At 56.0% G+C, this 22537-nt stretch carries 23 protein-coding genes and 1 tRNA gene; 19 read left to right on the forward strand and 5 right to left on the reverse strand.

All coding sequences use genetic code 11. The features are described from left to right. Positions 1–4: 4 nt before the first annotated feature. Both CSQ86_RS04540 and CSQ86_RS04545 read left to right on the forward strand, forming a co-directional pair. Positions 5–80: transfer RNA gene (locus CSQ86_RS04540), tRNA-Asn, on the forward strand. A gap of 461 nt (positions 81–541) precedes the next feature. After that, on the forward strand, positions 542–1252 hold the full coding sequence (locus tag CSQ86_RS04545) for a M23 family metallopeptidase (protein WP_100493933.1): 711 nt from the start codon (positions 542–544) through the stop codon (positions 1250–1252). 16 nt (positions 1253–1268) lie between these two features. On the opposite strand, the gene CSQ86_RS04550 is transcribed toward CSQ86_RS04545, so the two are convergent. Together CSQ86_RS04550 and CSQ86_RS04555 are read right to left on the reverse strand one after the other, a co-directional pair. Further along, positions 1269–2921 carry a substrate-binding domain-containing protein gene (locus CSQ86_RS04550; RefSeq protein ID WP_100493934.1) on the reverse strand — a complete coding sequence of 551 codons (1653 nt, stop codon included), beginning with the start codon at positions 2919–2921 and terminating at the stop codon, positions 1269–1271. A 147-nt stretch (positions 2922–3068) separates the two neighbouring features. Next, complete coding sequence (locus CSQ86_RS04555; RefSeq protein WP_100493935.1) at positions 3069–4286, reverse strand: NADP-dependent isocitrate dehydrogenase; 1218 nt, start codon at positions 4284–4286, stop codon at positions 3069–3071. 126 nt (positions 4287–4412) lie between these two features. On the opposite strand from CSQ86_RS04555, the gene CSQ86_RS04560 reads away from it, so the two are divergent. From CSQ86_RS04560 to trpE, 13 genes are all read left to right on the forward strand, one after another. Continuing rightward, positions 4413–5537, forward strand: coding sequence for a GuaB3 family IMP dehydrogenase-related protein (locus CSQ86_RS04560; protein WP_100493936.1), 1125 nt, complete (start codon positions 4413–4415; stop codon positions 5535–5537). Positions 5538–5752: 215 nt separating this feature from the next. Further along, positions 5753–6238, forward strand: coding sequence for a hypothetical protein (locus CSQ86_RS04565; protein WP_240542367.1), 486 nt, complete (start codon positions 5753–5755; stop codon positions 6236–6238). An 86-nt stretch (positions 6239–6324) separates the two neighbouring features. Further along, entirely contained in the window at positions 6325–8370 is a 2046-nt protein-coding gene (locus CSQ86_RS04570) for an AMP-dependent synthetase/ligase (protein ID WP_100493937.1), read from the forward strand. Positions 8371–8375: 5 nt separating this feature from the next. After that, complete coding sequence (gene def, locus CSQ86_RS04575) at positions 8376–8864, forward strand: peptide deformylase (RefSeq protein ID WP_100493938.1); 489 nt, start codon at positions 8376–8378, stop codon at positions 8862–8864. 278 nt (positions 8865–9142) lie between these two features. Next, positions 9143–9973 (forward strand): 30S ribosomal protein S2, encoded by an 831-nt coding sequence (rpsB, locus tag CSQ86_RS04580; protein WP_100493939.1) that lies wholly within the window; start codon positions 9143–9145, stop codon positions 9971–9973. An 80-nt stretch (positions 9974–10053) separates the two neighbouring features. Continuing rightward, entirely contained in the window at positions 10054–10905 is an 852-nt protein-coding gene (gene tsf / locus CSQ86_RS04585; RefSeq protein ID WP_033891153.1) for a translation elongation factor Ts, read from the forward strand. Between the two features lie 178 nt (positions 10906–11083). Then, the gene (gene pyrH, locus CSQ86_RS04590) at positions 11084–11824 is read left to right on the forward strand and encodes a UMP kinase (protein ID WP_100493940.1); all 741 of its coding nucleotides are present in this window, start codon (positions 11084–11086) and stop codon (positions 11822–11824) included. 70 nt (positions 11825–11894) lie between these two features. Next, positions 11895–12446: a ribosome recycling factor gene (gene frr / locus CSQ86_RS04595; RefSeq protein WP_100493941.1), complete on the forward strand. Its 552-nt coding sequence runs from the start codon at positions 11895–11897 to the stop codon at positions 12444–12446. Positions 12447–12470: 24 nt separating this feature from the next. After that, positions 12471–13457, forward strand: a complete 987-nt coding sequence (locus CSQ86_RS04600) for a phosphatidate cytidylyltransferase (protein WP_100493942.1) — start codon at positions 12471–12473, stop codon at positions 13455–13457. Positions 13458–13590: 133 nt separating this feature from the next. Further along, entirely contained in the window at positions 13591–14760 is a 1170-nt protein-coding gene (rlmN, locus tag CSQ86_RS04605) for a dual-specificity RNA methyltransferase RlmN (protein WP_100493943.1), read from the forward strand. A gap of 184 nt (positions 14761–14944) precedes the next feature. After that, the gene (hisF, locus tag CSQ86_RS04610; protein ID WP_100493944.1) at positions 14945–15715 is read left to right on the forward strand and encodes an imidazole glycerol phosphate synthase subunit HisF; all 771 of its coding nucleotides are present in this window, start codon (positions 14945–14947) and stop codon (positions 15713–15715) included. Positions 15716–15806: 91 nt separating this feature from the next. Then, complete coding sequence (hisI, locus tag CSQ86_RS04615; RefSeq protein WP_100493945.1) at positions 15807–16214, forward strand: phosphoribosyl-AMP cyclohydrolase; 408 nt, start codon at positions 15807–15809, stop codon at positions 16212–16214. A gap of 3 nt (positions 16215–16217) precedes the next feature. After that, positions 16218–17774 carry an anthranilate synthase component I gene (gene trpE, locus CSQ86_RS04620; protein ID WP_100493946.1) on the forward strand — a complete coding sequence of 519 codons (1557 nt, stop codon included), beginning with the start codon at positions 16218–16220 and terminating at the stop codon, positions 17772–17774. A 152-nt stretch (positions 17775–17926) separates the two neighbouring features. Here trpE and CSQ86_RS04625 read toward each other — a convergent pair whose 3' ends face one another. Then, positions 17927–19330: an amino acid permease gene (locus CSQ86_RS04625; RefSeq protein WP_100493947.1), complete on the reverse strand. Its 1404-nt coding sequence runs from the start codon at positions 19328–19330 to the stop codon at positions 17927–17929. A gap of 218 nt (positions 19331–19548) precedes the next feature. Here CSQ86_RS04625 and CSQ86_RS04630 point away from each other — a divergent pair, with 218 nt between their 5' ends. Further along, positions 19549–20313, forward strand: coding sequence for a DUF1287 domain-containing protein (locus CSQ86_RS04630; protein ID WP_165773748.1), 765 nt, complete (start codon positions 19549–19551; stop codon positions 20311–20313). Between the two features lie 18 nt (positions 20314–20331). Here CSQ86_RS04630 and CSQ86_RS09985 read toward each other — a convergent pair whose 3' ends face one another. Both CSQ86_RS09985 and CSQ86_RS04635 read right to left on the reverse strand, forming a co-directional pair. Beyond that, positions 20332–20460, reverse strand: a complete 129-nt coding sequence (locus tag CSQ86_RS09985) for a hypothetical protein (RefSeq protein WP_279324741.1) — start codon at positions 20458–20460, stop codon at positions 20332–20334. Between the two features lie 173 nt (positions 20461–20633). Beyond that, complete coding sequence (locus tag CSQ86_RS04635) at positions 20634–20999, reverse strand: YccF domain-containing protein (protein ID WP_100493949.1); 366 nt, start codon at positions 20997–20999, stop codon at positions 20634–20636. A gap of 61 nt (positions 21000–21060) precedes the next feature. Here CSQ86_RS04635 and CSQ86_RS09715 point away from each other — a divergent pair, with 61 nt between their 5' ends. The 3 genes from CSQ86_RS09715 to CSQ86_RS04645 all read left to right on the forward strand — a co-directional run bounded on the left by CSQ86_RS09715 (position 21061) and on the right by CSQ86_RS04645 (position 22473). After that, positions 21061–21279, forward strand: coding sequence for a hypothetical protein (locus tag CSQ86_RS09715; protein ID WP_133119264.1), 219 nt, complete (start codon positions 21061–21063; stop codon positions 21277–21279). A 54-nt stretch (positions 21280–21333) separates the two neighbouring features. Then, positions 21334–21528 (forward strand): hypothetical protein, encoded by a 195-nt coding sequence (locus CSQ86_RS09720; protein WP_133119265.1) that lies wholly within the window; start codon positions 21334–21336, stop codon positions 21526–21528. A 90-nt stretch (positions 21529–21618) separates the two neighbouring features. Further along, positions 21619–22473 carry a deoxyribonuclease IV gene (locus tag CSQ86_RS04645; protein WP_100493951.1) on the forward strand — a complete coding sequence of 285 codons (855 nt, stop codon included), beginning with the start codon at positions 21619–21621 and terminating at the stop codon, positions 22471–22473. The last annotated feature ends 64 nt before the right edge of the window (positions 22474–22537 follow it).

A 22537-nucleotide genomic window follows, 5' to 3' on the forward strand; every position in this document is an offset into this window, starting at 1 on the left:
CTATTCCTGCGTAGCTCAGTTGGCAGAGCATCCGACTGTTAATCGGACGGTCGCTGGTTCAAGCCCAGCCGCAGGAGCCACCTGAAACCTCTTGATTTCCAAGGGGTTTCGTCGTTTTTAAGAATCTTCCATCCGACCAGAATGGGTCCAGTAGTCAATAGTAGTCAATAAATTCACCCTCCCATTTCTTCGAGCATTCCTCAACGATTAATGGCTATTGTGTGCTGTGTCTTCGCTGTTCGCAACGCTGCTAGTTGACGATTTCTGTCGCCCTGCGTGTAGTCGCCAAAACAGCCCCAATATTTTGGGTAAATATCGCTGATGCCCCCATAGTCAGGTTTGACACTCATAGAAGGATTGCTACATGAGTTTATGTAAACAGGTTCGCTTATGTGGATAACTTTGCAAGCTCGAACCACATACCCCGTTTTGGGTAGACAACACTGATGGACATGCCTCAAGGTTGTAGAGGACCGTCAACGTAGACGGTCATACAACAGCGAACGGATAGGCGTGCGCTGATGTATTGAAAGGGGAATTGATGATACATGGGTATTGGTTCGATTGGCGGCGGCAATCGGCTCGACGGGCCGCCAGACAGCGCGAACAGGAGCGAAGACAGGCCGAGGAGCGTCAGACTTGGATTGATGCACTGGTGGCGGCTGCCGTAGCTCTTGGTTTACTGCTGTCTCTTCTGGTGGGATTGCTGGTTTCCGGTTCGGGGAAAGACGATTCCATTCATGTTGGGGATGCGCTGGTACAACAGCTTTCGGCTGATTCCGCCGGATTGATTCCAGCTGATTTTACCGACATGTCAGCGCTGGAACGGCACGTTGATTCCTCATGCTCAGCTCGATTTGATTGGCCTGTTTCGAATGTGCAGATTAACCAATCATTTGACCGTCCTATTACGCCTTGGGCTCCGGGACATCGCGGTGTCGATCTTATTGCTGGTTCCGGTGAGACGATAACGGCTCCCCATGCCGGAACAATCAGTTTCGCGGGGCGCGTGGGCGGCAAAGATGTGGTGAGCATCCGACATCGTGGGGGAGTGACGTCGACCTTCGAACCTGCGACTACCGATTTAACACTCGGTTCTGCCGTCAGCAGGGGAGAGATTGTCGGCACGGTGGAAGGTGATTCAGATCACTGCGAATCGCATTGCCTTCACTGGGGACTGAAACGAGGTGCGGATGATTACCTCAATCCTGAGCGCTACGCGGCCAGCGGCAAAATCGTGCTTAAGGAATGAAGCAACTGGCAGATAATCACAAACCGGCGTCAGCCAGAGTGATGTATCCAGGATCGATCAATGTGGCTTTAAGATTGCTTGCGCTTACGGCTACCACCGGCTCATTCAACGTCGGTATCTTTTTGACGCCGCCAACCTCGGTATTACGTACCGAGGCCATTGAGCTGATGGATTTACCAGTATTGAGTCGTCCGCACATTTCCGCGAGGTCAGAGGCCAAGGCCTGACGGTTTTCAATGCCGGTCATCCATTGTTTGCCATTCACCACGGAAGGGATGCTGGAAATGTACGCGCCATAACCAGTGACCAGCGGCCACTGTGCATCCTTGGCCTTCGCATCGGTGGAGTCATCTGCACCGTCAGCGTTCTGGGAGTCATTGGACTCGTCGTTTTCCGGGGATTTGATTGGATCGGGAACCTGCTGACGAGCAAGATCCTTCTTGCCGGTGATATTGCCCACGATTCCGGAAATGGTGATTTGCGGATTGATATCCGCGGCGGACCCGGTGTATCCCAGATCGTCGAGTTCTTTGACTACTTCGGAGGCGATGTAATCGTTCATGGCGATAATGCCGTCGATGCGAGTCGGGGTCGTTGAGCTGCTGAGCTTCTCCAGACGTTTGGCAAGCACTCTGGCAGTGGCTCCATCCTTGCTCACATCATAGGCGACGCTCATCCAATCGTTTTCAGTTGAATCGCTGGTAAGGGTGCCGGAGGGACTCTCAATCACGCCTTTTTCGTAATAGGAGCCGAGTACCTGCCAGATGCCGCGGAATGCTTCTTGCGCGAAGGTGGAGTCACCGCTTGTGCCGTCTTCGTCGGATATGGTATACGGCAGCATTACCTCAATATGCTTCGGATTGTCTTTGCTCGCTTTGTCGAGTTCGAGCTTCGCGGCGAGTTTTTCTGCTTGCAGATGTCCGATGGTCCGGGCGTCGGAAAACTGCACGAAGGCGTCCGGCTTGTAGCCTTCGATGCTGTTAGCCAGCAACACCACATGCATGCCGGATTCCTGGGCGAGTTTCAAGGAGGAAACCAGCCGTTTCACGGCCTGGGTCTGTGTCTCGTCGGTCGAGGTGCTGGAGTCGCCGTCTGAGGACTCAGCTGCGTTGGAGGACCCGGAAGAACTGTTTGCGTTGCCCTCGCCCTCATCGGCGTTGGCTGAACCTTCGCTGGTGCTTTCTTCGGTGCTGAGTTCCTGGCTGACATAATCGCCGTACTGTCTGGTCGAATCATCGGCCTTGACCACAGGTGCGACCAGCAATGTCATGTTGTCTGGTGTCAGTGCGATGCCCGAATCTTCGGAAGTGGTCTTTCCCGACAAATGATCAACTACGAAATCCTGGATGGCGCGGCTCTGCTTATCCAACGAATCGGAAGTGGTGTGGCTGATATTCTTCTTCTTGAACCCATAGTCGGTCAATGCGCCGGTCAGCTCAGGCGTGAGTTTGGCCCACTTGTTCAACGGTGTCTGCTGGTTGAGCGTAATACCGTCGGAAGGGGTGAAGATTGCCGCCGCACCTACGGAGGAGGAAGTCAGCGTGGTCTTCGAGGTATCAGTCTGTGATTGCTCATCGGTATCGGAAGCGCACGCGGTCAAGGACAATGCCATGGCGCAGGTGAGAGCAATGGCGGTGATGATGGTGGCAGAGCGGCGTGCGAACCCCATAAGCGAACGGAACCTCCTTGGAGAATCGGTATACAACACACTGTGCCACGATTGTAGTAGAGAGGTTATGAAAAATCCCGGATACATGCATGATAAAGGCACATATCCGGGATAAATCAGGGGAGCAATCCGACTATGAATGGTTCTTCAGGCCAGAGCCTTCTGCAGATTCTCGTCCAGCGCATTCATGAATCCTTCGGTGTCGAGCCATGGTTCATCAGGGCCGATCAGCATGGCGAGATCCTTGGTCATCTGGCCTCCTTCGACGGTGTCGATAATGACCTTTTCCAGAGTTTCGGCGAAGTGGCGTACCTCAGGAGTGCCATCCAGGTCAGCGCGATGCTTCAGACCGCCGGTCCAAGCGAAGATGGATGCAATCGGATTGGTGGAGGTCTTTTCGCCCTTGAGCCAACGGCGGTAGTGGCGGGTCACTGTGCCATGGGCGGCCTCAGCCTCGACGGTCTGTCCATCGGGGGTCATCAGCACGGAAGTCATCAGGCCTAATGAGCCGAAACCTTGTGCCACGGAATCGGACTGCACGTCACCGTCATAGTTCTTGCAGGCCCAGATGTAGCCGCCGTGCCATTTGAGGGAGCTGGCCACCATATCGTCAATCAAACGGTGTTCGTAGGTCAGACCTTCGGCGGCGAACTTGTCCCTGTATTCGGTTTCGAACACTTCGGCGAAGATATCCTTGAACTGTCCGTCATATGCCTTCAAAATCGTGTTCTTGGTGGACAGGTACACCGGGTAGTGGCGCATCAATCCATAGTTGAAGCATGCACGGGCGAATCCGCGAATCGAATCATTCACGTTGTACTGCACCTGTGCCACGCCACCGTCCGGCCCGTAGTTGTACACCACATGCTGAATGGGTTCGGAGCCGTCGTCCGGCGTGAAAGTGACGGTCAGCTGGCCTGCACCCGGAACCTTGAAGTCAGTGGCTTTGTACTGATCGCCGAATGCATGACGAGCCACTACGATCGGCTTGGTCCAGCCTGGCACCAGGCGCGGCACATTACTCATCACAATGGGCTCGCGGAAGATCGTGCCGCCCAAGATGTTGCGGATGGTTCCATTGGGGGACTTCCACATCTTCTTCAGACCGAATTCCTTGACGCGGGCCTCATCGGGCGTGATGGTCGCGCATTTGACGCCAACGTGATGCTTCTGGATGGCATGTGCCGCATCGATGGTCACCTGATCGTCGGTTTCGTCACGATGCTGGATTCCCAGATCGTAATAGTCGAGGTTGATGTCGAGATACGGCAGAATCAGCCTATCCTTGATGTCTTTCCAGATCACGCGGGTCATCTCATCGCCGTCTAGTTCAACAACGGTGCCTTCGACCTTGATTTTGGCCATGCTTCCTCCTGATTGTTCTTCGCGGAATGCTCTAGTCATATCGCAAGTTTGTAACGAGGCGATCCATCATTCGAGAATATGGACACAAGCTGAGGGGCGTCCGTCCCGGGCAATAGTCTTAAAGCCATGTCTCAGGAAATTGAAATCGGTTTGGGTAAAAAAGGCCATCTCGGCTATGCGCTTGATGATGTGGCCATCGTTCCTTCACGTCGTACGCGCGACCCCGAGGATGTCTCCACCTCTTGGCAGATCGACGCTTATGAGTTCGATGTGCCGGTGATCGGTGCTCCCATGGACTCGGTCACCAGCCCCGCCACCGCCATTCAGATGGGCAAGATGGGCGCATTGGGAGTGCTTGATCTGGAAGGCCTGTGGACTCGTTACGAGGACCCGACGTCTTTGCTGGATGAGATTTCCCAGCTGCCTGCCGAGGAGGCCACCTCCCGTATTCAGCAGATTTATGCCGAGCCGGTCAAGCCGGAGCTCATCACCCAGCGTCTGCATGAGATTCGCGCTGCAGGCGTCACTGTGGCCGGTGCTCTGTCTCCGCAGCGCACCCAGCAGTTCTACTCGACCGTGGTCGATGCCGGTGTGGACCTGTTCGTGATTCGCGGCACAGTGGTTTCTGCCGAACACGTATCCTCTTCCCATGAGCCGTTGAATCTGAAGAAGTTCATCTATGACCTCGATGTGCCGGTGATCGTCGGCGGTGCCGCCAACTACACTGCCGCTCTGCACCTGATGCGCACCGGTGCGGCCGGCGTACTGGTCGGCTTTGGCGGCGGCGCGGTTTCCGCAACCCGCCAGACCTTGGGCGTTCAGGCTCCGATGGCCACTGCCATCGCGGACGTGGCTGAAGCCCGCCGTGATTACATGGACGAATCCGGTGGCCGCTATGTGCAGGTGATTGCCGACGGTGGCATGGGTGATTCCGGCAGCTTTGTCAAGGCACTTGCCTTGGGAGCCGACGCGGTGATGCTCGGCGCTCCGCTGGCACGTGCCACTGAAGCTCCAGGCAAAGGCACGCATTGGGGTTCGGAAGCCCGTCATCAGACGTTGCCTCGTGGCTATCGCACCACAGTCGGTACTGTGGCGCCGCTCGAGCAGATTCTGTTCGGCCCCAGCCATCAGGCGGATGGAAAGACCAACTTCATCGGCGCATTGAAGCGTGCCATGGCTTCCACCGGCTATGTCGATGTGAAGAACTTCCAGCGTTGCGGCATGGTGGTCAACCCCTATTCCGTTCGCTGAATGAATTCGATAGCGGGGTGGTTGCTCCGCGTCGGTATCCATTGACGAATACGCTCGCGAAATTCGACAAATCATATGCATTCGTCGAATTTCGCGGGCGTTTTTATACGCATAGCTGAGCCGTTTTGATTTTCTTCGGTTTTCGTGGTGGTCTGGGTAATAGATATAGCCAAGGGAGGCTGTGTCATGAAGAAGGGGATCATAGGTGATTTGCCATGGATTATTTTGGCTATTTCTACAACCGTCGTACGCCATTGCCGAGTTTTGATGGTTTTATAACCGTGGAACTCTCGGATCGTCCGGTCCGTTACCATATTCAACCGTTGTTCCCGAGCGGGCTCAACGCCCAGGAATGCCACAGCATGGCGATGGCGGCATGTCGAATCGCATGCAATTGCGCGGACGCCATCCGCGGCAAGCTGAGCGTCGATCGTCTGCAGCGAGCCCTGACCGCACCTTGTTTGGAGCGGTTGCAGACCATGCAATACCTGCTTGACATCCATATGGTCACGCATCCTGATATCAAAGCGAAGTTCTGCTATCTTCCCACTGTTCCCAATCTGATCGATGGCATGATCACCAACGACAAGACCATGGAAATGACGGTGTTGATGACCATCGGACGAGAGAACCTCCGCGTCAACCTGAAGATGCGATATATAGGGTCCCGTTGGATGTGCGTTTTCGCTGATCTGGGCTGATTCAGAGTGGGTCGGCGCATAACGTACTTCACACATGGGCGATGCGTGCGGCGTTGTGATATGACGCTTCGCCTATAGTGGAGCGTATGCGTGAACATGTTGAAGAACCTAGGTACGTCACCACCGATGAGGACACAGTCTTCTCGCTGCTGGCCAGGCGGGCGGCCCGCACCCCGAACGACACCATTGCCGAATGGCAGGACGATGAGACCCATCAGTGGCATAGCGTGACCGCCAATGAGATGCTCGCCCGCGTGCGTGAAGTGGCGAAAGGACTCATGGGACTTGGTGTCAAAGCCGGCACCATGGTGCTGATCTATTCGCCCACCTGCTATGAGTGGGGGGTCGCCGACTTCGCATGCGCTGCCATCGGTGCCGTGGTCGTACCTGTGTATGAGACCGATTCCGCCAAGCAAACCGCCGGAATCATTGAGGAAGTCGATCCCGCGATCGCCTTCGCAGGCGATTTCCAACGTGCCCAGACGCTTGAGCAGATCCGTGTCAATCATCCGGGTATGAAGTATGTCTTCAATTTCAAGGCGGATGGCCTCGATGCGGTGGCTGATTTCGGCCACGGTATCAGCGATGAGGCCTTGGACGCCGCCATCGCCAGGATCAAGGCGGATGATTTGCTCACCGTCGTTTACACCTCCGGCTCCACCGGCAAGCCCAAGGGGGCCATGCTCTCCAACCGCAACTACACGCATATTGTGCTCAACGGTTATGAGATTCTGAACGGCATGCTGTATCAGGACAATCGTTTGCTGCTATTCCTGCCGCTGGCCCATTGCTTTGCACGCTACATCCAGTACGTATGCATCGGTGGTTGTGGCGTGGTGGGATACATTCCCAATGCCAAGCATCTGTTGGCGGATATACGTAGCTTCAAGCCCACATATCTGCTTGGTGTGCCGCGAGTATTCGAAAAGGTGTACAACGCCGCCTCCCAGAAGGCCGGTGCAGGCATCCAAGGCTATATCTTCGCCCAGTCGGTGAAGCATTTCGTCAAGTGGAGCAAGGATGAACAGGCCGGGCGCGGCCACTCGCTGATCGAGCGCATGCGCCACTCCTTCTTCATGGCCACCGTCGGCAAGTCGATTCGCTCCGCACTCGGACCGAACCTGAAATGGCTTGCCTGCGGCGGAGCGCCACTCAACGTCGATCTTGCCCATTTCTTCAATGGCATGGACGACATTACTTTCATCCAAGGCTACGGCATGACCGAAACTGCGGCTCCCATGCTCGTCAATTGGGAGGATGACAACGAGGTCGGTTCCGTAGGCAAGCCCGGTCCCGGCATGGGCGTGCGCTTGGGAGAGGACGACGAAATTGAACTCACCGGTCCGAATGTGTTCCTTGGCTACTACAAGCAGCCGGAACTCACCGCCGAAGCCATGACCGCTGACGGTTGGATCAAGACCGGAGATTTGGGCCGTATCGATGACCGCGGTTTCACGTTTATCACCGGCCGCAAGAAAGACATCATCATCACTGCAGGCGGCAAGAACATCAGCCCGGCACCGATGGAGGACGTTATCGATACCTGTCCGATCGTCGCCCATGCGGTGGTGGTGGGCGATGGCAAGCCGTTCGTTTCCGCTCTGATTGAGCTTGATCCGGACATGCTGCACTCCTGGCTGGAAGGTCAGGGGCTCAATGCCGACATGACTCTTGAGGAAGCCAAGGATAATGATGCGGTTCGCGCATTCATTCAGCAATACATCGATCAGGCCAATGCCAATGTATCCCGAGCCGAATCCGTGCGTAAGTTCGTGGTTCTCGATGAGGAATTCAGCCAGGATCGCGGCACATTGACGCCGAGCATGAAAGTAGTGCGTCCCAAGGTGCTGCAACGCTATGCCTCCATCATCGAAGAGGATCTCTACGCGCCAAAGCCGTCGAACAAGCCGCTTCCTGCCACCGCCAAGATTATCGACAGCACGTCCGAGACGGTCAAAAAGGCTTCCGAGCAGGTCAAGCAGGCTTCCGAACAGGTGAAGACCAGCGTGTCTGATTCGCTTGCTAGCGTGCAGGAGAAAATCAAGAAGACAAAGGCCGAATCCGAGCAGGAAGAACCTGCCGCCGAAGTCGAAGGCGATTCCGCCGGCGTTGATGAGAAGAACGAGGAGTAATACCAGTGGCCATTCGCGAAATCCGAGTCGTGCCCGATCCCGTGCTGCGCACACCATGCGATGAAATCAAGGAAATCACCCCGGCTGTGCGTCGTCTGGTGGACGATTTGCTTGAGACGGTGAACGATCCCGGCCGTGCCGGCTTGTCCGCCAATCAGATCGGTGTGAGTCTGCGCGCGTTCTCTTACAACATCGATGGCAAAATCGGATACATCCTTAATCCGGTGATCGAGGAAACCTCCGGCGAGCAGTATGGCGACGAAGGTTGTCTGTCGGTGCCGGGACTGTGGTACAAGACGCGTAGGGCCGATTATGCCCGCGTGCGTGGCATCGATCTGGATGGCAAGGAAGTCGTACTGGAGGGGCATGGGTTGATGGGCCGCATGCTGCAGCACGAATGCGACCATTTGGATGGCCACGTGTACCTGGACCGACTCGAAAAAGAGGAACGCCGTGAAGCGTTGCGCTATATGCGCAATCGTTCGTCCAAGTGATCCATCCGCATCACCCAAACGCCAAAGCTCTCCTACGCACTGCGAGGAGAGCTTTGGTTTAGGTGCTGTGATATTCTTGAAACTTGTGTGCCACCCCGGCAATGAGCGCGGTCGCAAGCGCTCGGAGCCACCCAATATCGTCTACCGGCGCACAACAAATTCGCGTCATGCTCGCGACGGCCTGTGTCGGTCGGCTACAAACCCGGATAAAACGGGGGAGTTGCTGCACGCAGGTGCGCATGACCAGGCAAGAACCGACAATGAAAGGTAGTAATACCATGGCTCAGATCACTATGAGCGAAATGCTGAAGGCTGGCCTGCACTTCGGCCATCAGACCCGTCGTTGGAACCCGAAGATGAAGCAGTTCATCCTCACCCAGCGCAACGGCATCCACATCATCAACCTGTTCAAGTCGCTCGACATGATCGACAAGGCGTACGACTTCATCAAGACCACCGTTGCTCACAACGGCACCGTGCTCTTCGTCGGCACCAAGAAGCAGGCTCAGGAAGCCATCGCCGCCCAGGCCACCCGCGTGAACATGCCGTACGTTTCCGAGCGCTGGCTCGGCGGTATGCTGACCAACTTCCAGACCGTTTCCAAGCGCGTGAACCGTCTCAAGGAACTTGAGGAGATGGACTTCACCGACGTGCACGGTTCCGGCCTGACCAAGAAGGAACTGCTCCTGCTCGAGCGCGAGAAGGACAAGCTGAACAAGCAGCTTGGCGGTATCCGCAACATGAACCGCACCCCGTCCGCCATGTTCGTCGTCGATATCACCAAGGAATCCCTGGCTGTCGAGGAAGCTCACAAGCTGGGCATCCCGGTTGTGGCCATCGTCGACACCAACGCCGATCCCGACGTTGTCGATTACCCGATTCCGGCCAACGATGACGCCATCCGCGGCATCGAACTGCTCACCAGCCTCATGGCTGACGCCGTCGCCGAGGGCCTGCTGGAGCGTTCCGGCCAGGCTGCCAAGGCCGCTGACTCCGAGCAGCCGATGGCTGCTTGGGAGAAGGAGCTCCTGACCAATGAGGCTCCCGCTGAGGCTGCTGCTCCGGCCGCCGCCGAAGCTGAAACCGCCGAGGCCCCGAAGGCTGAGTGATGCTCTACGATGGGAAGTGCCTGAACAAGCGCTTCCCATCCGTTTTGGGTAAGCAACATCTTCTTAAAGGAGAATAATCAATGGCAGCAATTACCGCCGCACTGATCAAGCAGGTTCGTGAGGACACCGGCGCCGGCATGCTCGACGTCAAGAAGGCCCTGACCGAAGCCGAAGGTGACGTGGCCCGCGCCAAGGAAATCATCCGCGCCAAGGGCATCGCCGCAGCCGGCAAGCGTGAAGGCCGCAAGGCTCAGGAAGGCACCATTGCCTCCAAGGTCGTCGAAGGCGCAGAAGGCGAGACCGGTTACGCCGTCGAGCTGAACTCCGAGACCGACTTCGTGGCCAAGACTCCGAAGTTCGTCGAGTTCGCTGACGAGGTGCTCGGCTACGCCGTCGCCGCCGAGGCCAACAATGCTGAAGAGCTGGAAGCCGCCAAGGCTGGCGACTCCACCGTGAAGGTCGCCATCGAGGAAGCCGCCGCTCTGTTCGGCGAGCACGTCAAGGTCGGCCAGTTCGCCAAGATCTCCGGCGAGCATGTCGAGATCTACGCTCACAAGAAGTCCGCTGAGATGCCGCCAAGCATCGTCGCCATGATCGCCACCGATAAGGCTGGCGCCGCTGTGGCTCACGAAGCTGCTCTGCAGATCTCCGCTATGGGCGCCAAGTGGCTGACTCGCGAAGATGTCCCGGCTGATGTGGTCGAGTCCGAGCGTCGTGTGGCCACCGAGAAGTCCCAGGCCGAGGGCAAGCCCGAGAAGATCATTCCGAAGATCGTCGAAGGCCGTCTCAACGCTTTCTTCAAGGAAGTCGTGCTGCTCGAGCAGCCGTTCGTCAAGGATCCGTCCAAGACCGTCGGCAAGCTGTTCGAGGAAGTGGGCGGCAAGGCCACTGCCTTCGCCCGCATCGAGGTCGGCAAGGGCGAAGAGGAGTGAGCATAACGCTCATCTGATGCGCCTGTCGCATTGTTAAGAAACGTCATCCAAGGCGGAGTCTTTGGATGACGTTTTTTGTTGCGCGGGTGTCGCTGCACAGGGTGTCGTTGTAAGCCGATACCCTTATCTACGGATATTTTTCAGGCACTTTTCGTGGATTCAAGGAAAGGCAACATAAATGACTGAAAGCGATAAGCCGCGTAGGGTCTTGCTCAAGCTGTCCGGCGAGGCATTCGGTGGCGGCAAAGTCGGCATCGACACCCATGTGGTTCGCCGCATCGCAGAGGAAATTGTTCCTGCCGTTCAGCAGGGCGTTCAGGTCGCCATCGTGGTTGGTGGCGGTAACTTCTTCCGCGGCGCAGAACTGCAGCAGGCAGGCATCGACCGTTCCCGCGGCGATTACATGGGCATGCTCGGCACGGTGATGAACTGCCTCGCTCTGCAGGATTTCCTTGAGCAGGAAGGCCAGTCCACTCGTGTGCAGACCGCTATCACCATGGGTCAGGTCGCTGAGCCGTACATCCCGCTGAAGGCCATTCGTCATCTCGAAAAGGGCCGCGTGGTCATCTTCGGTGCAGGTGCCGGTATGCCGTACTTCTCCACCGACACGGTTTCCGTACAGCGTTCGTTGGAAATCCACTGCGACGAAGTGCTGATGGGCAAGAATGGCGTGGATGGCGTCTATACCGCTGACCCGCGCAAGGACCCGAACGCCAAGCGTTTCGTCACCCTGAGCTACAACCGCGCTCTGGTCGACAACCTCGCCGTCATGGATGCCTCTGCACTGTCCATGGCCCGCGACAACCGCAAGCTCATCCGAGTTTTCGGCCTCGAAGGTGCCGGCAATGTGACCCGCGCTCTTGTTGGCGACGAAATCGGCACGCTGGTCTCCACCGCCGAGTCGCGCGTGGCTGAATGAGTTTTGACGCCTACAATCGAATAACAAGCGTTCATCGAAGAACACAACCGTCCAACAACAAGGAGTGAATATGTCTCTTATCGATCAGGCCAAGGAACAGATGGCCAAGACCGTGGAAAACACGAAGGAGAACTTCTCCGGCATTCGCACCGGTCGCGCCAACCCGGCCCTGCTCAACGGCATCATGGTCGACTACTACGGTGCACCGACCCCAATCAAGGCCGTGGCATCCATTGGCGTGCCGGAGCCGCGTACCCTCGCCGTCACCCCATTCGATGCTTCTCAGGCAGCAGCCGTGGAGAAGGCCATCCGCAACTCCGACCTCGGCATCAGCCCGAACCGTGACGGCAACGTCATTCGCCTGACCATGCCGGAACTCACTGAGGATCGTCGTAAGGAATACGTCAAGCTTGCCAAGGGCAAGGCCGAAGACGGCAAGGTCGCAGTGCGCAACATTCGTCGTAAGACCAAGGAAACCATCGATAAGTCCGTCAAGGATGGCGATATGGGCGAGGATGAAGGCGATCGCCTGCTCAAGGACCTCGACAAGGTCACCAAGTCCGTCACTGATGAAATCGATGCTCTGCTGGAAACCAAGCAGAAGGAGATCATGGAGGTCTGAGAGGGCCATTCAGAAAGACGCATTATGGAACGTAACGAACAACTGCACGAAGAGGCCGAGGAAGCTCTCGATCAGATCAACAAGAAGACCGGCCGCAATATGCCCCAAGCCATAGGCACGGCCGTGCTGCTGGTCGCCTTGATTCTGGGATGCCTGCTCCTAAGCGTTGACCTGTTCGTGCTGTTGGTCGTCGTATTCATGATTCTGGCATTATGGGAGCTTAGAGTGGATTTCGCCACGGTCGGGCTTCATATTCCAGTGGTCATGCTGTGGATTTGCTCGGCGTTTACGCTGATCGCCACTTATTTTGCGCCTTACCATCTCATTGCGATGTCGCTCAGCGTCATCGTTTCCATCATTCTCGTGGCCATTGCGGCAAGCGCGAAGCTGAGTTTCGGCAATCGTCTTTCTCTGGCGGTTGCCGGCAAGCTTTCCAGTACAGATGCCAGCGCACGTCTGGAATCCTCGTTCAACCATGATGGTGGCGAACTCCATCATTCACGTTTGAGCCATGTTGCGGTATCGGTGCTCACCGTGCTGTATATTCCGCTGCTGGCCAGCTGCATTATCATCCCTTTGACGTTTAACGGCCACCCGGTAGCCCATGCCATCATGCTCGTCTTTCTGCCGGCCCTTTCGGATACCGGCGGCTTGTTCGCGGGAGCATGGCTCGGCAAACACAAGCTCAGCCCGCGCATTTCACCGAAGAAATCCGTGGAAGGTCTGATTGGATCGATGCTGTTCGCCATGATCGGTGCTTTCGCCGTGTTTGCCTGTACCTATGATTCCGCTACTTGGGCGAGTCGCTGGTGGGTTCCGATTATCGCCGGCGTATTGATTGGCGCAGTTGGCACATTCGGCGATTTATGCGCTTCCATGCTTAAGCGTGATATCGGCATTAAGGACATGGGCCACCTGCTTAAAGGCCATGGTGGCGTGATGGATCGCGTGGATTCCATTCTGATGAGTGCTCCGTTCACCTGCGCATTGCTATGGGTTACTGGCCTGTAGACAGACAGTCGTTCGTTGCAACGAATCATGATGATGGCGTCTTACTCAAGAAAGGTGAGACGCCATCGCTGTTACGATGTGGCAACGCACATCGCCGTGAACTTCTATTTGATTGATGAGAGTGAAGCAGCATATGACTACGCATGACACTGATACTCCGGAAACCGGCATCACGCCCGGCGGCACTTCCGGTGCTTTCCGCGATGTGCTTTCTAAAGATCACGCTCGTCGAGGCAAGCCGCCGCTGCATTTCGTCGATATGACGCCTGAAGAACGAATCGTCAAAGCGGCCGAATTGGGTCTGCCGAAATTCCGTGCCAAGCAGCTGGCCAATCATTATTACGGCCATTTCGATGTGAACGCTGCGGAATTCACTGATTTTCCGGCAGCCAAGCGCGCTGAGGCCGCCGAAGCGTTCTTCCCGCAACTCATCACCGAAGTCACCCGACAGGTGGCCGATCAGGGAACCACAATCAAGACGTTGTGGAGACTATTCGATGGATCGCTGATCGAATCCGTACTGATGCGGTATCCGACCCGCACCACGCTTTGCATCTCCTCACAGGTGGGTTGCGGCATGGGATGCCCATTCTGCGCAACCGGCAAGCTTGGCCTTACCCGCAACATGTCCGCCGGTGAGATTGTGGAACAGGTGCGAGTGGCCGCGAAAATGATGCGTGACGGTGAAGTCGCCGGTGGGGAAGGCCGCCTGAGCAACATCGTGTTCATGGGCATGGGAGAGCCCATGGGCAACTATAAATCCGTGCTGTCCGCCGTCCGGCAAATATCCGCCATGCCTCCTGAGGGCTTTGGCATCTCGGCGCGAAACATCACCGTCTCCACCGTGGGCGTAGTGCCCGGCATCAAGAAACTCACGGCCGAAGGCATTCCGGTGCGTCTCGCCGTCTCCCTGCACGCGCCGAGCGATGAGCTGCGTGACGAACTGGTGCCGATGAACAAACGCTTCAATACCACCCAGGTGTTGGATGCCGCCCACGATTACTGGCTCGCCTCGAAACGACGCGTCAGCATTGAATACGCATTGATGCGCGGTATCAACGATCAGGCTGAACATGCCCGCCTGCTGGCGAAACGTCTGAATCATTATGGCGATAATTGGGCCCATGTGAATCCGATTCCGCTCAACCCAATCGAGGGGTCCAAGTGGACGGCCTCGAAGCCTGAAGACGAGCGTCGTTTCTTGGAAATCCTGCATGATGCCGGTATCACCGCCACATTGCGCGACACGCGCGGTCAGGATATTGATGGCGCCTGCGGCCAGCTGGCAGCCAAGGAACGCTAAGACAGTATTTTGCAGTCGGCCTCAACCTTGAATCACTAAGGTTGAGGCCTATTTTTTGATTAACGGCAGTCCATTGATGCTCCGTCGGCCCGTTCTCATATTGCAGAAACATGATGTACGCATGACATGGGAAGTAGGTAGGCTGAAGGACTGTAGCAATCGAAACCGAACAGGGGAGTGAAGCATGTCGCTGGCGGTACGAGTCATCCCGTGCCTGGACGTGGACAACGGTCGCGTGGTGAAAGGTGTGCATTTCGAGAACCTGAAGGATGCCGGCGACCCGGTGGAACTGGCGGCTGAATACTACCGTCAGGGCGCCGATGAGCTCACCTTCCTGGATGTCACCGCATCCAGCTCGCATCGCAACACCATGATCGACGTGGTTTCCCGCACCGCCGAACAGGTGTTCATTCCGATGACGGTCGGCGGTGGCGTTCGTACACCTGAAGACGTCGACTCATTGCTGCGTTGCGGTGCAGACAAGGTCGGTGTTAATACCGCTGCCATCAATGATCCCTCGCTGATCAGCCGTGTGGCCGAACGATTCGGCAATCAGGTGTTGGTGCTTTCCGTGGATGCGCGCCGTGAAAAGGGCGAACAGCATACGCAATCCGGTTTCGAAGTGACCACGATGGGTGGCCGCAAATCCACCGGCATTGATGCGATTTGGTGGGTTAAGCGTGCCGAAGAACTTGGTGCCGGTGAGATTCTGCTCAACTCCATGGATGCGGATGGCACCCAGCAAGGCTTTGACCTTGAAATGATCCGTGAGGTCCGTAAGGAAGTCAAGATTCCGATTATCGCTTCTGGTGGCGCCGGCAAGGTGGAGGATTTTCCGCCGGCGATTGAAGCCGGAGCCAATGCGGTTCTGGCCGCTTCGGTATTCCATTACGGCATCATGACCATCGCGGATGTCAAGGCCGAGCTGAAAAAACACGGTTACACCGTGCGGTGATAACGTAGCACAAGCGGTTTGGGACTCTGAGGCTCGGCCAATGGGCTGGCCACGTAAAAGATGCAGACGCATCAAAGGCAGATAGGTAAGCATGACTGATATCACGTACGATAATGCAACCGAACTTGATCCACGCATCGCTTCGCGATTGAAGCGTGATGCCAAAGGCTTGGTCGCCGCGGTAATCCAGCAGTACGACACCCATGAGGTGTTGATGGTCGGTTACATGAATGATGAGGCGCTCCGCAGAACGCTGACTACTGGCCGTGTGACATTCTGGTCCCGCTCCCGTCAGGAATACTGGCGAAAGGGTGACACCTCCGGTCATGTGCAGTATGTGAAAGGCGTGTCTCTTGATTGCGATGGTGACGCATTATTGGTTGAAGTCGACCAGGTTGGCGCCGCATGCCATACCGGCAAACGTAGTTGCTTCCTTGAGGGCGGCCCATTGCCGGTAGTCGAAGGACATCGTCCCGCTGAACAGGGGAAAGAGGACTGACTGATGAGCGAATGCAGCGTCAAGCACCTGAAGTGGGGAGCCACATGGCCCAGCCGCGAACAATTCCATGAATTGGCCGATCAGGGGTACCGTGTGATTCCTATTGTCCGTCGCTTACTTGCCGATTCCCTGACTCCGGTTGGCTTCTACGAGCGTCTAGCCGGTGGCCGTAGCGGCACCTTCATCCTTGAATCCGCTGAGTTTGGCGGCAGTTGGAGCCGCTATAGCTTTATTGGCGTCAACTCGATGGCGCAGCTTCGCTCCAACAATGGGCAGGCCGATTGGCTCGGCAAAGTGCCGGTTGGTGTTCCCACCGAAGGCGATGTTGTCGAAGTTGCACATGCAGCGTTGAAAACCCTGAAAGCCCCACACGTAGAAGGTCTGCCGAACCTGACTTCTGGCTTGGTCGGTACGGTCGGTTGGGATGCCATCCGTCACTGGGAGCCAACCTTGCGCGCCAAGGCGCCGAACGAGACCGGCCAGCCGGAGACTGTGCTGGCGTTGGCCACCGATATTGCCGTGGTCGATCACGTTTCCGGATCGGTTTGGCTCATTGCAAACGCCGTCAACGTGGATAACAAGCCCACCCGCGCCGACAACGCCTACAACGAGGCCGTGGCGCGCCTTGACCAGATGCAGCGCGATGCGGCCACGCCAACGCCGGGCGAAGCTCGCGTCAACGTGCTGGACGAATCCGTTCCCCAACCGGAATTGCGGTTCCGCACGGAGAAGAGCCACTATGAGCATGCGGTCGAGGAAGCCAAGCGTCACATCATTGATGGCGACGTGTTCCAGGTGGTTATCTCCCAGCGCCTCGACATCGATTCTCCTGCCGACCCGTTTGACGTCTACCGTGTGCTGCGCACACTGAATCCAAGCCCATACATGTATTTCATGGCGTTGACCGATGCCGAAGGACGTGACTTCAACGTGATTGGCTCCAGCCCGGAAACCCTGATCAAGGTGGACAACGGCCATGCCATGACCTTCCCGATTGCCGGCTCCCGCCCGCGCGGCGCCACCCCGGAGGAAGACGAGAAACTCGCCAAGGAACTGCTCGCTGATCCGAAGGAACGCAGCGAACATATCATGCTCGTGGATTTGTCCCGCAACGATTTGAGCAAGGTATGCGTGCCGCAATCCGTGGATGTCGTGCAGCTCATGGATATCAAGCGCTTCAGCCATATCATGCACATCTGTTCAACGGTCACCGGTAAGGTCGATCCGTCGCTGACCGCCTTCGACGTGTTCAAGTCCGCATTCCCGGCTGGTACGCTTTCCGGCGCACCGAAGCCACGTGCAGTGGAGATCATCGACGAGCTTGAACCCGCGGATCGTGGCATTTACGGCGGCACGGTCGGTTACTTCGATTTCTCCGGCAACATGGATATGGCCATCGCCATTCGCACCGCGTTCCTGCGCGACCATGAGGCAAGCGTGCAGGCCGGCGCCGGCATTGTGCTTGACTCCGTGCCTGCAAATGAATGGCAGGAGACCCGCAACAAAGCAGAAGCCAGCGTCGAAGCCGTGCAGATTGCAGCCCAGCTGCGCGAACTGTAATTCAAGTTGGCAATGTTGTTCTGACATTCCTGAATTGGAAAGAGCATGCGGCTGTTCCACTATTGTGGGTGAAACAGCCGCATTTGCATATCGCTGAGTCAGCTCATAGCATTCATCACAGTCCGTTGACATTCACGCTGGAATAATCGGACCTACTTCGACTCTTTTCTATGCTTACGTTCCAGCAGATAGTAACCTGCGTAACAGCAGATCACGAATGGAATCATGCAGTACAGTGTGCTGCGCTGTGTTTCATCCAACACAACCAACACGAGTGCGCCAATGCACATCACAATCGCTAACCAGGGGAGTACTGGGTATCCTGGTGCCTTATAGCCGAGCTCGTCGACGGTATGGCCGGAAGCCACCCATTCGCGGCGGAATCGGATATGACACACGCATACGGAGAACCACACCACCAGCGTCGCCAAACCGGAAACGGCCACCAGCACCAGATACACGGTGGATGCGGCGATTACCGAAGACAGCAGAGCCAACAGCGAACCGGCCATGCTGAACAGCACCGCCCACACCGGTACGCCATGGAAATTCGTTTTGGCGAATCGTGCGGGAATCAGGTGCTCCTTGGCCAGTGACCACACCATACGTGAGCACACATACAAGCCGGAATTCGCTGCCGAGAGCACGGCCGTCAACACTACAAAATTCATCACATCGCCAGCGAACGGCATGCCGATGGACTGGAATACCAGCACGAACGGACTGGTCTCCACGCCGGCCTGGTGCCAAGGAATCAGTGCAGCCATCACCAGAATCGAACCAATGAAGAACATCGCAAGACGGAACACCGTGGTGTGCACGGCCTTCGGAATCGCCTTGCCGGGATCCTTCGTCTCGCCGGCGGCGACGCCCACCACCTCAGTGCCGGAGAACGCAAACACCACCGTAAGCAGTGTGGCGAACACAGGGGCGATGCCATTTGGGAACCATCCGTCGGCAACGAAGTTGGTGAATAAAGGAGCCTCTGTCTGCCCGGTAATTGGAATCGCTCCGAAAATAGCCAACAAGCCGATCACGATGAAAGCCACGATGGCGAACACCTTGATGGACGCAAACCAGAATTCCGCTTCGCCATACAAACGGACGGACAGGATATTCAGCACGAACACCACGGCGATGAATGCAGCCGACCATATCCATGCCGGCGAATGCGGGAACCACCGTTGCATGAGCAGTCCGGCCGCCGTGAACTCACTGGCCAGTGCCACTGCCCAGTTCAGCCAATACAGAATCGCGATGGTGAATGCAGTGCCGGGACCAATGAAGCGCTTCGCATACATGTGGAAGCTGCCGGCATATGGCATGGCCACGGACAGTTCGCCGAGCGACACCATCACGCAATATACCAAAAGCGAGCCGACTGCATACGCCAGAATCGCACCGAGAGGTCCAGCTTGATGAATCGTATAACCGGAACTGACGAACAGACCGGTGCCGATGACGCCGCCGAGGGAAATCATCGTCAGATGGCGTGACTCCATTTTTCGTTCAAGACCGGTTTCCTCGGTGGATTTGCCTGTGCCGGCGTCCGCCATGCTGGGCTCCTTTATGGTTGTGCACGGCGTGACCGTGCCGAAATAGTGCCGAATATCACATCATACCGGTTGATATGGCAAAACGATGTGGATGCATGGCGCAGCCTTTGGTTTATAAGACTATTTGAGGTATCAAACGCATATAGTGACGAGTGACGAACAAGTATAACAAGCGATGGTGATACAGGGTCGCATGATGGCTGGTAAAGAGGGCTTACATGGCGCAACATCTCACACAACGTCGGATTCGGAATAAACATGGAAGAGGAATTGTCGCTGCAATCATTGCTATCGCATTGATGATTGTGGGCGGCATATCCACCGGATGGTACATTGCTTCACAATTGAAAACCGCACAATCGACACCACCGGCAACGATATCCCAGAAACCGGTGACTGCCACTTACGAGCACAGTCCGGTTGATTTCAATGGCAACGGTGTGGACGATTATGGCGATATCGTAGCCGGTGCGCGCAAAGACGCTGAAGCCAGACCGCAATATGACGATGGCTACTATCAAGGCGGTTACCCGCCTGCTGATCGCGGTGCCTGCACCGATCTGGTTTGGCGAGCATTCCGCGAAGCCGGCTATGATCTGAAGTCCATGGTAGATGCGGATATTGCCGCCGATCCAGGCAGCTACGCATCGGTTGCGCCCAATCCTGATCCCAATATTGATTTCCGTCGTACTGGCGTGTTGGATGTGTTTTTCGCTAAATACGGGCAGACGCTGACCACGAATACCGCGGACATCAGTGCTTGGCAAGCCGGTGATATCGTCGTATTCGAACATACTCGCCATATCGGTGTGATTTCCGACAAGCGAGATGATGGTGGCTTGCCATATGTGTTGCACAACATGGGGCAGCAGCAGCGCGAAAACGACTACTTTGCGTTCAAACGGCATATGACCGTGACCGGTCATTACCGGTTTGACGCGTCAAAGGTGCCACAGCAGGTATTAAAGGCGTGGCAACAGTAGCACCGGCTGAGAATAGATTTATTGCTCCGCTTCCTTGTCGGAGTGGAATACCAGAATGCCCTTGGCGGAATTCGTGATGGAAAATGTCGTCAGTGTCCAGCCCTGGGCTTCCATCTCATTGGCTTTGGCCTCAACTTGCTGTGCCATGCTCGCAGCTCGTGGAGCATAACTCAACACCACTGTCTTGTACATATCGGTCTCCTTGACGTGCGGCTATCCATACGTCTTACGAATGTAGCCTCCCAGTCTTTCAAGAAGACAATCCCTCAATGAATATTTGGTGATGCAGCAGCCTGATGCCGTATCACCAAATATGCTGACTAGAGGTTTTCGATTTGGGCTCCAAACGGCCAGAGCGCCAGCTTCGCCATTTTGAATGACTGCAAACCGAATGGAATGCCGATGATGGTAATGCAGTTGAGCACGCCGGCAGCCACGTAGCCCAGTGCCATCCAGATGCCGACCAGTACCACCCAGACGATGTTGGCAAGCGTGGAGCCGAGCCCGCCGCCGTAACGCACGGTTTTGCCGAACGGTGTCAACGTAAGGCCCGCCATCTTAAAGGCCTGGATACCGAGCGGAATGCCGACAATCGAGATGCACAGCACAAGTCCCACCAGAGCCCAGCCGATGGCGATTTCAATGCCTCCCAGAATAATCCACAGAATATTGCCGATGAGTCGCATCATAATCCTTCCCTCGTAACTCGATTATCGCCAACAACATTCCATTATCATTCAAGTTCGTGTGCTGAATTATCAGGGGCTTTCCGGATGCAACCCTGAATTTTGTTTGGACTGGGAGTACGACGAGAACAATCGAGAGCGTATGTTCGTAGCCACGGTCGATTTCACTTGCGATGGCAGCGACATGTCATTATCCAAGGGACCCCAATCCATGACCTGGTATCTGCGATTGAATAATGATGGCAAGACCTGGACGGACATCGACCACGGTAACGGGTGAGCTCAGGGTTGTTCCCAGCTATGCGTCAGAGAATCACTGCTGCTGAGACTGATCGTGTTGGTTGCGCTGATGGCGCTCCCAAAGATATCCGGCTATGTCCAAGACAAGGCCCAGAACGGCTATAGCGGTGATGAACGGATTCTCACCTATGGAAACAATGAGAAGAAATACATAGCAGACAATCCGCGCTACAAGCCACCAATTGATAGTCATGAATTCATGGTACTGCCGGAAAGCTGGTTTTTCTAGCGATGCTGAGTGTCTCACAGGCGGGGCAAACCATATCGGCTACCGTAAGATAATCGGTAGCAATGTAGTCAATGAAAGGCGAAGATAAGCATGGAATTGTTCATTGGGTCGCATCTGTCAACGACTGGCGGATGGAACGCATTGCTTAAGCGCTCCCATGATGAGAACGGCACGGCATTCGCTTTCTTCCCGCGCTCTCCGTATGGCAAGCGGTCGAAAGCGCTGAGCCCGGCACAAGCAGGGGAGTTCGGTGCACAGTTGAAAGCAGAAGGCTATGGGCCGCTGGTAGTACATGCACCCTATGTCTACAATCTCGCCGGTAAGGATGAAGCTAAGCGCCAATTCGCCATTGAAGCATTGATTGAAGATATTGAGCTGTTGACTCCAATTCGCGAAGCCGGACAGGAAACCTACATCAATATCCATCCGGGCTCCCATGTGGGGCAAGGGTCTGAAACCGGCTGCAGACTCATCAGCAATGGGCTCAACCGAGTCATCGAACGCGCGAACGGCATTCCGATACTGTTGGAAACCATGGCAGGTAAAGGCACGGAGTGTGGCCGAAACTTCGAAGAGCTCGCCACCATCATGGATGGTATTGAAAACAAGGCAAACATCGGCATCACTTTCGACACCTGCCATGTGTTCGACGCCGGCTATGATCTGGTGAACGATTACGACGATGTGATGGGCCGATTGGATGAGATTGTTGGTCTGGACACAGTCAAAGCCATCCATGTGAACGACTCCCAATTCGGGCTCGCCTCGCATAAGGACCGTCATGCCAACATCGGCGACGGGCAGCTGGGTATTCCGTTCTTCACACGACTCGTGAACGACCCGGTTATAGCGAAGCTGCCAATGATTCTGGAAACCAAGGAACAGACGCCGACCACGCATCGTGAGGAGATCGCACTGCTGCGTTCACTCGTACACCAGCAGTAAATAGCCCAGAATGTAGGACGGCTGCGGCCTTTACCCCCATAGTGACCTAGAGTGACGCATGATC

The organism is Bifidobacterium felsineum (genome assembly GCF_002802915.1).
In the GTDB taxonomy this organism is placed as follows: domain Bacteria; phylum Actinomycetota; class Actinomycetes; order Actinomycetales; family Bifidobacteriaceae; genus Bifidobacterium; species Bifidobacterium felsineum.